The organism is Streptacidiphilus sp. EB103A, from assembly GCF_041261405.1.
In the GTDB taxonomy this organism is placed as follows: domain Bacteria; phylum Actinomycetota; class Actinomycetes; order Streptomycetales; family Streptomycetaceae; genus Streptacidiphilus.
The window spans coordinates 310,307-322,046 of the sequence record NZ_JBGCAQ010000008.1 but is presented as its reverse complement, the minus strand read 5'-3'; the positions used below and the strand labels follow the sequence as shown (position 1 = coordinate 322,046).

Below are 11,740 nucleotides of genomic sequence, written 5' to 3'. Positions count from 1 at the left end.
GGGCACCCGCCGCTCCGTCGGGCCGGGGGGGTCGTTCTTTTGGGGGGGGGGGGCAACTGCGCGACCAACCCGCTACGAAGGTGCATGGTTGGCAGCGCAGTTCCCCGCGCCCCTGAAAACCAAAAGCCCGTCAGTCCTGTTTCTTGCGCCGGGTGCCGAAGACGATCTCGTCCCAACTCGGCACCGCAGCCCGCCGACCAGGGCGAACGCCGTCCGCCTCGGCCTGGCGGTCCGTGCTTCCGATCAGTCGGTCACGGTGCGGCGCCGCCGCCCGCGGCATCAGGATGTCCGCATACGCGGCCCCCGCGCCGGCGGCCGCGGCCGGCTCGGCCTGCTCCGCCGCCGGTTCCACCGGCTCCGCGGCCAGCGGTGCCGGCTGCGGCGTGGCCACATCCAGCAGGCTGGTCAGCGAGTCCCGGGCCTCCGCCACGGCCGGCGCCGGCGCCTGCGGCGCCTCCACCGGGACCGGAGGCCGCTCCGGACGTTCCGGCGCCCGCATCGGCGGCCGCTCGGGCGCCATCGGGCGCATGCCCATACCGCGGTCGGCCCCGGGGAGACGGGCGATCCTGGGCTTGAACGGGAAGGTCGGCTCCTCCTCGACCCGCTGCGGGCTCTCGCCGATCAGCGAGCGGGCCTCGTCGTCCAGCGGCTGCACCAGTCGGCGCGGCGGGTCGTAGGTCCAGCGGGCCTGCTGCGGCTGGCCGCCGACCCGGAAGACCAGGACGATCTCCCAGGTGTTGTCCTCACGGCGCCAGGAGTCCCAGCTGTCGCTGTCCTTCTCGGCCCCGCGCAGCAGCAGCCGCTCGGCGACCGCGTCACCGAGCTGGGGTCCGGTGCTCTCGCCCTGGCGGCGTACCGAGGTCTTGCGGGCGCGCTCGGCCATGAAGGCGCGCTCGGCCAGGACCGGACCCTCGAAGCGACGGACCCGCTCCACCGAGATACCGGCGAGCTGGGCGACCTCCTCGGCGCTGGCCCCTGCCCTTATCCGGGCCTGGATGTCGCGCGGACGGAGGTGGCTCTCGACGTCGATCTGGCCCAGCCGCGGGCGGTCACCGCGCACAGCGGCGCGCAGCCGCTCGTCAATCGGAAGGAAGTATTCCGTCGAGTCGGCGGCCTTGAGCACCAGTCGTGAGCCGTCATTGCTGACGGCTACGACACGCAGTTCGGGCACGGTTACCTCCCGGGTGGTGCCTGCCGACGTCACCTGCGTCGCTGCTCCCGTAACGAGTGTGACCTGCCGACGGGCGGCCGACCACAACATTGCAGAGTTACCCGGTGCGTCGGCCCCTATCCGCGACTCACCGGTATGGCACGGTAATCTTTCCCAGCCTCTGGCTCCGGAATGTCTCCGGAAGCCGCCTCCGCCCCCGGAGTTGATCCCGACAGGATCGATTCCAAGAACGGCACGCCGAGGTGACCCGCAGTCGGGTGTCACGAACACTACTCCATTCGTGAGTCCCGGGTGTCGCGGCTCGCTGCCCAAGTCTCCCCTGAATCACGGGATTCTCAAGGGTCGCCACTCCGATGGCGGTCGACCGAGTGGCGGACGGTGATCATCTTCACACCTTCGCACTGGCTGGAACCTGTTCGTGTCTTCGAACGGTCGTACCGTGTACAGGTCGGAGGAAGGCGCATAAAAGGGGCGTAATGCAGGAGCAGGACCAAAGGCCGGACCAAAAGCAGGGGACCAAGGGACGAAAGTCCCTGGATCTGAGCCTCATTCAGGTGGCGGCCAGCGCGCTGGCCGCCGTCGGGGCCGCGATCCTGGCGTCCAGCCTGGGCGTGGCCGGGACGATCATCGGCGCTGCCGTGGTCAGCATCGGCGCCACCTGCGGCAGCGCGCTCTTCCAGCATGTCTTCCACCGCACCGGCGAGGAGATCCGCAGCCGGGTGCCCGCGGTGGTCGAAGCCGGACGGACGCCGGAGGAGTGGACGGCGGCGCGCAGGGCCGACGCGGAGGCGGCGTTCGGCATGGACGCTCTCACCAAGACCGCACCGTTCGACCCGTTCGACCCCGGCGGCGAGCACACCCGGATGATGGCGCAGATCGCCCCGCCGCCCGAGAACGAGTCGGTCACCGTCTACAAGGGCCGGAAACCGGCGCGAAAGCGGACCTGGAAGTTCTACACCCTGGTGAGCAGCCTGGTGTTCGTGCTGGCGATGACCCCGATCGCGATCACGGAGTTCGCCACCGGGCAGACCGTGGGCACGACCGTCTGGGGCGGGAGTAGCAGCAGCGGTTCCGGGTCCTCGGACGGCGTGGTGAGCCAGAGCTCCTCGCCGACCTCGAACCGGGGCGTCTCGGGATCGGCGACGCCGTCCAGCGGCAGTACCGGATCTGCAGGCTCCTCCGCCGCGCCCAGCAGCACCCCCAGCAGCTCCGCTGCCGCCGGCACGCCGAGCCCGTCGGCCTCGGCGAGTGCGAGCACCGCCCCCTCTGCCTCGGCCACGCCGTCGGCAGGTACCAGCGGTACCGCCGCCCCGGCGGCCGGCTCCGGCGCCACGGCGTCCTCCACCGCGACGCCGTAGCCCTCAGGCGCCGAGCACCCGGCGCAGGTAGTCGTTGCCGAAGCGGCGCTCGGGGTCGACCTTGTCCCGCAGCGCGGTGAACTCGGTGAAGTGCGGGTACACCCCGGCCAGGTACTCGGCGTCGCGGGTGTGCAGCTTGCCCCAGTGCGGGCGCCCCTGGTGTGTCGTCATGATCTTCTCGACCTCGGTGAAGTACCCGGGGTCGACCGTCCCGCGGTAGAGGTGGACCGCGATGTACGCGGTGTCGCGGCCGTTCGCCGTCGACATCCACAGGTCGTCGGCGGGGGCGACCCGCACCTCGACCGGGAAGCTGATCCTCCAGCCCGAGCGGTCGACCAGCGCCTTCAGCTCGCGCAGCACGGTCGTCGCGGCCTCGCGCGGCACCGCGTACTCCATCTCCACGAAGCGCACCCGGCGCGGGCTGGTGAACACCTTGTAGGAGACGTCCGTGTAGGTGCGCTCGGACCAGGCCTTGCTGGCGATCTTCGCGATGCCCGGGATGGTGCCGGGGAAGCGTCGGCCGACCCGGCAGGCGCCCTCCCAGACGGTGTTGGAGACGAACTCGTCGTCCAGCCACTTCCTGAACGGCGACAGCGGTGCCGCGGGCCCCTCGCTGCGGTTGTTGCGCTTGGTGGAGCAGCCCTCGGTGTGCGGGAACCAGTAGAACTCGAAGTGCTCGTTCTCGGCCACCAGCTCGTCGAAGCGCCCGGTGACCTCGTCGAAGGACATCGGCTGCTCGAAGGCGGTGAGCCGGAACGCCGGCTCCACCCCGAAGGTGATGGCGCTGACCACGCCCAGCGCGCCCAGCCCGAGCCGGGCGCCCGAGAACAGCTCCGGGTTCTCGGTGGGGGAGCACCGGGTCACCGTCCCGTCGGCGAGGACGATCTCCAGCGCCTTGATCTGGGCCGCCAGCGAGCCGGAGGCGCGCCCGGTGCCGTGGGTGCCGGTGCTGGTGGCCCCGGCGACGGTCTGCACCATGATGTCGCCCATGTTGGTCAGGGCGAGGCCGGCGTGCTCCAGCAGGAGGTTGAGCTTCTCCAGCGGCAGGCCCGACTCGACGGTGACGGTGCCGCCCTTGTGGTCGATCTCCCTGATCGCGGTCAGCCTCTCCGGGCGGACCAGGACGCCGTCGGTGGCGGCTATGGCGGTGAAGGAGTGGGCGCTGCCGACGGCCTTCACCGGTAGTCCGTCCTCCGCCGCGCCGCGTACGGCGGCGGCCAGTTCCTCCACCGAGGCGGGGGCGACCGTGCGGCTCGGCTGCGCGGTCTGGTTGCCGGCCCAGTTGCGCCAGGGCGCCGGGGCAGCGCTGGTGGCGGCCGGGCTACCCGGGTTGGTGCTGCCGCTGGTCGTCGACATGTGCGAGCTCCTGCTGTTCCGGTGCCGATCTGAGCCGGCGTGACCCGAGGAACGCCGTGGCGGCGGCGATGCCGCCGGCGGTGACGGTCACCCAGTAACCGGCTGCCGCGCCCGCGCCGTCCACCACCCACCCGGCCGCCGAGGAGCCGAGCGCGACGCCGACGGCGAGGCCCGTGGTGGTCCAGGTCATCCCCTCGGTGAGCTTGGAGGCGGGGACGATCCGTTCCACCAGCCCCATGGTGGTGACCATGGTGGGGGAGATGGACAGCCCGGCGACGAACAGTGCCGCCGCCAGGGCCACGAGGTTCTTCACGAATAGGAGGGGCAGCATACTCACCGCCATGGTGAGGATCCCCAGCAGGAACCTCCTGGACAAGGGCCCGTGCAGCTTCAGCGCGCCGAAGACCACGCCGGCCAGGCAGGAGCCGAGGGCGTAGACCGACAGCACCACGCTGGAGAGCGCCTTGTGGTGCAGATGGTCGGCGAAGGCCACGGTGACCACGTCCACCGAGCCGAAGATCGTTCCCACTCCGACGAAGGTCAGCACCAGCACCCACAGCCCCGGGGTGCGCAGCGCCGAGCCGGACCGCTGGACGGAGACCGGGTGCAGCGGCGGCTCGGTCCCGCGCTGGACCGAGAACAGCAGCACGCCGGTCGCCAGCAGCACCGTCGCGACCAGCGGGCCGGCCTCGGGGAAGACCGCCGTGCAGAGCCCGACCGAGAGGATCGGGCCGATGATGAAGACGATCTCGTCGACCACCGACTCGAAGGCGTAGGCCGTGTGCAGATTCGGCGAGCCCCGGTAGAGCAGCGCCCAGCGGGCCCGGACCAGCGAGCCCATGCTCGGCATGCAGCCGGCCGGGACGGCCGCCGCGAACAGGGTCCAGGCCGGTGCGTCGAAGCGGGCGCAGAGCAGCAGCACCCCCATCGCGGCGAGGGTGACCCCGGTGGCCGGGAGGATCACCCGGGCCTGTCCGTACCGGTCCACCAGCCGCGACACCTGCGGTCCGAGCGCCGCGGCCGACAGCGCCAGCGTCGCCGAGACCGCACCGGCCAGACCGTAGTCACCGCGCAGGCTGGAGAGCATGGTGACGATGCCGATGCCGGTCATCGACAGCGGCATCCGGGAGACGAAGCCTGCGGCGGAGAAGGCCAGGCTCCCGGGGGCGTCGAAGATCCGGCGGTAGGTGGACAGCACGGTGCTCAACTTTCCGAAGACCCGGTAAGGGTTATGGCGACCTTACACAGCTTACGGGGGTGGTCAATCGAATAACCACCGACCCTCTAGTGGCAGGATCGGACCCATGTCCGATGCGCGTACCAGTCCTTATGACGCCCTGTTGCTGCTCTCCTTCGGGGGTCCTGAAGGCCCCGAGGACGTGGTGCCGTTCCTGGAGAACGTGACCCGGGGCCGCGGCATCCCGCGCGAGCGGCTCGCGGAGGTCGGGCAGCACTACTTCCTCTTCGGCGGGGTCAGCCCGATCAACGCGCAGAATCGCGAACTGCTGCAGGCGCTGCGCACCGACCTGGCCGACCAGGGGCTCGACCTGCCCGTCTACTGGGGCAACCGGAACTGGTCCCCCTACCTGGTGGACACCCTGCGCGAGCTGGCCGCGGACGGCCGGCGCCGGGTGCTGGTGCTGGCGACCAGCGCCTACGCCAACTACTCGGGCTGCCGCCAGTACCGGGAGAACCTGGCCGCGGCGCTGACGCAGCTGCGCGAGGAGGGCGCGCCGGGCGCGGCCGAACTGCGGCTGGACAAGCTGCGCACCTTCTACAACCACCCGGGCTTCGTCCAGCCGATGATCGACAACACCCTGGCCGCGCTGGCGGAGCTCCCGGAGGGCGTGCGCGACGGCGCGCGGCTGGCGTTCACCACCCACTCGATCCCCAACGCGCTGGCGGACACCTCGGGCGCCCCGGACGATCCGGCGCGGGGAACTCCCGGCGGGGCGTACGTCGCTCAACATCTGGAGACGGCCCGGCTGGTGGCCGAGGCGGTGGCCAAGGAGACCGGGGTGGCCGAGCGGGAGTGGGAGCTGGTCTACCAGAGCCGCAGCGGCTCCCCGCAGACCCCCTGGCTGGAGCCGGACGTCTGCGACCACCTGGAGGCGCTGCACGGCGCCGGCGCCCCCGCCGCGGTACTGGTGCCGATCGGCTTCGTCTCGGACCACATGGAGGTCGTCTACGACCTCGACACCCAGGCCGCCGAGAAGGCCGCCGAGCTCGGGCTGCCGGTCTCCCGGGCCCGTACGGTCGGTGCCGACCCCCGCTTCGCCGCCGCCGTGCGCGACCTCGTGCTGGAACGCGCCGCGAGCGCGCGCGGTGAGCGCCCGGCGCGCTGCGCACTCGGCGCGCTGGGCGCGAGCCATGACGTATGCCCTGCGGACTGCTGCCCGGCGTTCCGCAATGCCCTTCCGGCTGCGGCCGGTGCCGACTGGAAGGACTGACTGACCATGGATGACCTCAAGGACCTCAAGGACCTCAAGGCAGAACTGCTCGACCTCGCTCTGGAGGCCGCGAGCCGGGCCGGGGCCCTGCTGCGCGACGGCCGCCCGGACGACCTGGGCGTTGCCGCCACCAAGTCCAGCTCGGTCGACGTCGTCACCGAGATGGACCTCGCCGCCGAGAAGCTGATCACCGAGCTGATCACGGCCCGCCGCCCCGAGGACGGCCTGCTCGGCGAGGAGGGCGCCTCCCGGGCCGGCAGCACCGGCGTCCGCTGGGTGATCGACCCGCTGGACGGGACGGTGAACTACCTCTACGGCCTCCCCGCCTGGTCGGTGAGCATCGCCGCCGAACTGGACGGACAGACCCTGGTCGGCGTGGTCGAGGTGCCGCCGCGCCGCGAGACCGTGCAGGCGGTCCAGGGCGCCGGAGCCTTTCTGAACGGCCGTCAACTGCACTGCGGCAAGGCCCCGGAGATGGGTCAGGCGCTGGTCGGCACCGGCTTCGGCTATCTGCGCGAGCGGCGGGTCCGGCAGGCCGACGTGGTTCGCGAGCTGGTGCCGAGGCTGCGTGACATCCGGCGGGCCGGCTCCGCGGCGATCGACCTGTGCGACGTCGCTGCGGGCCGGCTGGACGGCTACTTCGAGCGCGGCCTCAACCCCTGGGACCATGCGGCGGGGGTGCTGATCGCCACCGAGGCGGGCGCGCTGACCGGCGGCCGTCCGGGCGATCCCGCCTCCACGGAGCTCACCGTGGCGGCCCCGTTCGGCCTCTTCGAGCCGTTGCAGCAGCTGTTGGAGGAACTCGGCGCCTGGCACGACTAGTGCATGGCTTGTCGCGCAGTTCCTCGCGCCCCTGGGGGGCTGCAACTGAACCGCTGAGAGTCAGTTGCAGCCCCCAGGGGCGCGAGGAACTGCGCGACCAACCATGCAGGTGCCGCACCCGTTAGAACACCAAAACGCCCCGGACTGGTGCTGCTGTCCGGGGCGTCGCTGAGGTCTAGGGGCGAGGGTGGGTGGTGGGCGGGTGGGAGGGCAGAGCGCAGCGTCAGGCGGCGTGCGCTTCGGGCCGCGACACCGAGATGCCGTGCTCCGCGGCGAGCCGGTGCAGGTCGTCGAGTTCGGACTGCTCGACCTCGGCCAGGAAGTCGTCCCCCGACTCCTGGGCGAGGTGCAGGTCCATCTCGGCGTTCCTTATGCGCTGAAGGATGCCGGCGGTGAAGGCGTCCATGAGGCAAGACCCCCTTGCTCTTGTTCGGGCGACCCCGGGCGAAGCCCGGTGCGGAAGGTCGCACGGACGGGCGGGTGCGAGCTCGCGTTGCGGTGCGAGCGTGATCGCGGGTGTACAGACCGTCCTCCCCCCGCCCGAACTCCGGGAAACCTCGCCGATCCTGGCAATTACCGGCCTTTTTCGGCGATCTTCCCGGGTGCTCTGCCACCCCTGGAGCGGGTGGCTCCGATTCCTGTGCATTCCTCCGCGAGGGGGTCCGCCGGTCCGGTTCAGGGCCCGCTTACCGCTGCTTTACCGCCGCAGCAGGCAGGATGGAGCGTTGTGAGCGGTGCCCCAGCAGGGGCGTCGCACGGATGTGCTCTTTGAAGGGACCACTGCGTTGCGGGTTCTTGTGGTCGAGGACGAGCAGTTGCTCGCCGATGCCGTCGCCACCGGCCTCCGGCGGGAGGCCATGGCCGTGGACGTGGTCTACGACGGCCAGGCGGCCCTGGACCGGGTTGCGGTGAACGACTACGACGTGGTCGTTCTCGACCGCGACCTGCCGCTGGTGCACGGCGACGACGTGCTCAGGAAGATCGTCGAGGAGGGTCAGCCGACCCGGGTGCTGATGCTGACCGCCGCCGGCGACATCAGCGACCGGGTCGAGGGACTGGAGCTGGGCGCGGACGACTACCTGCCCAAGCCGTTCGCCTTCAGTGAACTCGTCGCCCGGGTACGCGCCCTGGGCCGGCGCGCCACCACCCCGCTGCCGCCGATCCTGGAGCGGGAGGGGATCAGCCTCGACCCGGGCCGTCGCGAGGTGCTCAGGGACGGCAAGCCGGTGGCCCTGGCGCCCAAGGAGTTCGCGGTGCTGGAGGTGCTGATGCGTTCCAACGGCGCCGTCGTCTCGGCCGAACAGCTGCTGGAGAAGGCCTGGGACGAGCACACCGACCCGTTCACCAACGTGGTCCGGGTCACCGTGATGACGCTGCGCCGCAAGCTCGGCGAGCCCGCGGTGATCATCACCGTGCCCGGTTCCGGCTACCGGATCTGAGCCATGACCGAGCCCGCCCCCACCCCTGCCGCCACCCCGGCTCCGCCCCCGCCGGGAGTCCCGGCCCGCTGGCCCGCCCTGGAGCCGGAGCCCTCGCTGCTGCCGTTCCGCCCCACCCTGCGGATCCGGCTGACCATGTTCTACGGCGGGATGTTCCTGCTGGCGGGGCTGGTCCTGGTGCTGGTGATGTACCTGTTCGTCGACCAGGCGTTCAGCATGGCCACCCAGATCCCCACGATCACCACGGGTCAGGGCGTCACAGTGACGCTTCCGGACGGGAGCAGCATCTCCGGCGACCGGCTGGGTCCCTACATAGCCGCCTACCAGCACCAGCACACGAGCAGCGCGCTGCACACCCTGATCCTCAAGTCGATAAGCGCCCTGATAGCGCTGCTGATCCTGGCCGTGGTCTTCGGCTACGCCATGGCGGGCCGGGTGCTGCGCCCGCTCGGCCGGATCACCCGGACCGCCCGCCAGGTCGCCAGTTCGGACATGCACCGCAGGATCGAGCTGGACGGCCCGGACGACGAGCTCAAGGAGCTCGCGGACACCTTCGACGAGATGCTGGAGCGCCTCGACCGCTCGTTCGAGTCGCAGCGCAAGTTCGTCGCCAACGCCTCGCACGAGCTGCGCACCCCGCTGGCGATCAACCGCACCCTGCTGGAGGTCCAGCTCTCCGACCCGCAGGCCTCACCCGACCTGCAGCAGCTCGGCAAGACCCTGCTCGCCACCAACGAGCGCAGCGAGCAGCTGGTCGAGGGGCTGTTGCTGCTGGCCCGCAGTGACAACGAGCTGATCGAGCGCCGTCCGGTGGACCTGGCCGAGGTGGCCCGGCAGGCGCTGGAGCAGACCAGGGCCGAGGCCAAGACCCGCGGAGTACGGCTGACCAGCGTCGTGGAGCCGGTGGTGGTGCCGGGCAACGGGGTGCTGCTGGAGCGGATCGTGCTCAACCTGATCCAGAACGCGGTGCGCTACAACCGGCCGGAGGACGGCTGGGTCGAGGTGTCGGTGGGCACCTCCGAGGGGGCCGGCGAGATCGTGGTCACCAACACCGGTCCGGTGGTCCCCGGATATGAGCTGGAGCACATCTTCGAGCCGTTCCGGCGGGTGAAGGGCAAGGAACGGACCCGCAGCGACAAGGGTGTGGGTCTGGGCCTCAGCATCGTCCGCTCGGTGGTCCGCGCCCACGGAGGCACCATCGAGGCGTCTGCGCGCCCCGATGGCGGCCTGCTGATGCGGGTTCGCATCCCCGGGAGCTGACGCCGCCGCCAGGGCCGCAGCGGGCCGTACGCCCGGTCCCGCCGATCTTTCTCCAGGTCGGCGGGGCTTTTCCTTACGCGGCTCACACCTCGCGGACCCCCCTTGCCATCGGGCGCCAACTCAACCTACGGTGGCGTAACCTACGGAGGCGTAGGTGTATGCCGTACCGAGAGTTGGATGCCGTGACCATCGCCCCCACCCGCCCCGCCGGCTCCGCCACGTGGAGCGACGCCCAGCTGCTCCACGCCCTGGAGGAGGTGGTCGAGCGCGAGCTCAACCGCCACCTCGGCGTCGCCAAGGAGTGGATGCCGCACGAGTACGTGCCGTGGAGCCTGGGCCGCGACTTCGACGGGATCATGGGCGGCGAGGCCTGGGCCGTGGACCAGTCGCCGGTCACCGAGATCGGCCGGATCTCGCTGGTGGTCAACCTGCTCACCGAGGACAACCTGCCCAGCTACCACCATGAGATCGCCACCATGTTCGGCCGTGACGGCGCCTGGGGCACCTGGGTGCACCAGTGGACGGCCGAGGAGGGTCGGCACGCCATCGTGATGCGCGACTACCTGCTCACCACCCGCGCGGTCGACCCGGTGGCGCTGGAGCGGGCCCGGATGACGCACATGGCCGAGGGCTTCGAGTCCGACAACAACCACTCGATGCTGCACTCGGTGGCCTATGTCGCCTTCCAGGAGCTGGCCACCCGGATCTCGCACCGCAACACCGGCCACAACTCCGGCGACCCGGTCTGCGACCGGATGCTGGCCCGGATCGCCACGGACGAGAACCTGCACATGGTCTTCTACCGCAACCTGCTGAAGGCCGCCCTGGAGATCGCCCCGGACCAGGCCATGCGGGCCGTCGCCGACGTGGTGACCGGCTTCCGGATGCCCGGCCACGGGATGCCCGGCTTCGAGCGGGCGGCCGCGCAGATGGCCATCGGCGGGATCTACAACCTGCGGATCCACCACGACGACGTGCTGCAGCCGGTGCTGCGCCACCTCAAGGTCATGGAGGTCTCCGGGCTGGGCCCCGAGGGCCAGACGGCCCAGCAGGAGCTGGGGATCTACCTGGACGGCCTGGACGGCATGGCCAGCCGCTTCGACGAGCGCCGCGCGGCCCTGCTGGCCCGTCGCGCCGCCGCCGCGGAGAAGCGCGGCTAGCACCGCCGGGCGGCGGGAGACGGGCCCTTCGACGGGGTGGGTTTTACGGGTAAGTCCGGACTTTTCAGAACTGTGATGAACATCACAATTCAAGCCATTCGGCGACGGGTTCCGGCCGATCGCTCTCCGTCACGGATCCGGTTCCGGTGACGCAGCGTGTGCGCGAGTCCGCTGCTCCGCCAAGGTTTCCGCTGGTCATGATCACGGTAAGTGCTCAATGGGACGGCATGCAGGCCCGGTCGTCCGGTATGCGCGAACACCCCTCGGATCACCTCTTTGGGGGGCGAGTCGGGTGTCGATTGAGTAACGGGCCTTGAAGTAAGGCAAAATCTCGCCCTCGGGTCGGGCACAAGTCCGGCTTCCCGCGCGTTACCTGCGCTGGAGATACCCGCAGACACCCAAAGGGGGCCCGCGACACCATGGCAACTGACTACGACACCCCACGCAAGACCGATGACGACCTCAACGAGGACAGCATCGAGGAACTGAAGGCCCGCAGGAACGAGAAGTCGACCAGCTCGGTCGACGTCGACGAGTTCGAAGCGGCCGAAGGTCTCGAGCTGCCCGGCGCGGACCTCAGCAACGAGGAGCTCTCCGTCCGGGTGCTGCCCCGTCAGGCCGACGAGTTCACCTGCATGAGCTGCTTCCTGGTGCACCACCGCAGCCAGCTGGCGAGCGAGAAGAACGGCAATCCCATCTGCCGGGACTGCGCGGCCTGACGCGT

The 11,740-nt window shown here is 70.7% G+C and carries 11 protein-coding genes; 7 read left to right on the top strand and 4 right to left on the bottom strand.

Annotation, left to right across the window (positions count from 1 at the left end; translation table 11 throughout):
- Positions 1 to 130 precede the first annotated feature (130 nt).
- Positions 131 to 1,204: a septation protein SepH gene (gene sepH, locus ABH941_RS15930; RefSeq protein WP_370129824.1), complete on the bottom strand. Its 1,074-nt coding sequence runs from the start codon at positions 1,202 to 1,204 to the stop codon at positions 131 to 133.
- Positions 1,205 to 1,725: 521 nt separating this feature from the next.
- Between sepH and ABH941_RS15925 the strand changes: the two genes are divergently transcribed.
- On the top strand, positions 1,726 to 2,529 hold the full coding sequence (locus ABH941_RS15925; RefSeq protein WP_370129823.1) for a hypothetical protein: 804 nt from the start codon (positions 1,726 to 1,728) through the stop codon (positions 2,527 to 2,529).
- 3 nt (positions 2,530 to 2,532) lie between these two features.
- Here the strand turns inward: ABH941_RS15925 and ABH941_RS15920 are convergent, their stop codons facing one another.
- Entirely contained in the window at positions 2,533 to 3,885 is a 1,353-nt protein-coding gene (locus tag ABH941_RS15920) for a D-arabinono-1,4-lactone oxidase (protein WP_370129822.1), read from the bottom strand.
- Positions 3,851 to 5,083, bottom strand: coding sequence for an MFS transporter (locus ABH941_RS15915; protein ID WP_370129840.1), 1,233 nt, complete (start codon positions 5,081 to 5,083; stop codon positions 3,851 to 3,853). Before ABH941_RS15915 ends, ABH941_RS15920 begins: the two co-directional genes overlap by 35 nt.
- A 106-nt stretch (positions 5,084 to 5,189) precedes the next feature.
- Here ABH941_RS15915 and ABH941_RS15910 point away from each other — a divergent pair, with 106 nt between their 5' ends.
- Together ABH941_RS15910 and ABH941_RS15905 are read left to right on the top strand one after the other, a co-directional pair.
- Positions 5,190 to 6,335, top strand: a complete 1,146-nt coding sequence (locus tag ABH941_RS15910; RefSeq protein ID WP_370129821.1) for a ferrochelatase — start codon at positions 5,190 to 5,192, stop codon at positions 6,333 to 6,335.
- A gap of 6 nt (positions 6,336 to 6,341) precedes the next feature.
- Positions 6,342 to 7,157, top strand: coding sequence for an inositol monophosphatase family protein (locus ABH941_RS15905; RefSeq protein WP_370129820.1), 816 nt, complete (start codon positions 6,342 to 6,344; stop codon positions 7,155 to 7,157).
- Positions 7,158 to 7,380: 223 nt separating this feature from the next.
- On the opposite strand, the gene ABH941_RS15900 is transcribed toward ABH941_RS15905, so the two are convergent.
- Entirely contained in the window at positions 7,381 to 7,563 is a 183-nt protein-coding gene (locus tag ABH941_RS15900; RefSeq protein ID WP_134000010.1) for a hypothetical protein, read from the bottom strand.
- 379 nt (positions 7,564 to 7,942) lie between these two features.
- On the opposite strand from ABH941_RS15900, the gene ABH941_RS15895 reads away from it, so the two are divergent.
- The 4 genes from ABH941_RS15895 (at position 7,943) to ABH941_RS15880 (ending at position 11,735) form a co-directional block, all read left to right on the top strand.
- A complete protein-coding gene (locus ABH941_RS15895; RefSeq protein ID WP_134000007.1) occupies positions 7,943 to 8,596 on the top strand; it encodes a response regulator transcription factor in 654 nt (217 codons plus the stop codon).
- A gap of 3 nt (positions 8,597 to 8,599) precedes the next feature.
- Positions 8,600 to 9,856 carry a sensor histidine kinase gene (locus tag ABH941_RS15890; protein WP_370129818.1) on the top strand — a complete coding sequence of 419 codons (1,257 nt, stop codon included), beginning with the start codon at positions 8,600 to 8,602 and terminating at the stop codon, positions 9,854 to 9,856.
- A 182-nt stretch (positions 9,857 to 10,038) separates the two neighbouring features.
- Complete coding sequence (locus ABH941_RS15885) at positions 10,039 to 11,016, top strand: acyl-ACP desaturase (protein ID WP_370129817.1); 978 nt, start codon at positions 10,039 to 10,041, stop codon at positions 11,014 to 11,016.
- Positions 11,017 to 11,435: 419 nt separating this feature from the next.
- Positions 11,436 to 11,735 carry a DUF4193 domain-containing protein gene (locus tag ABH941_RS15880; protein WP_030258984.1) on the top strand — a complete coding sequence of 100 codons (300 nt, stop codon included), beginning with the start codon at positions 11,436 to 11,438 and terminating at the stop codon, positions 11,733 to 11,735.
- The last annotated feature ends 5 nt before the right edge of the window (positions 11,736 to 11,740 follow it).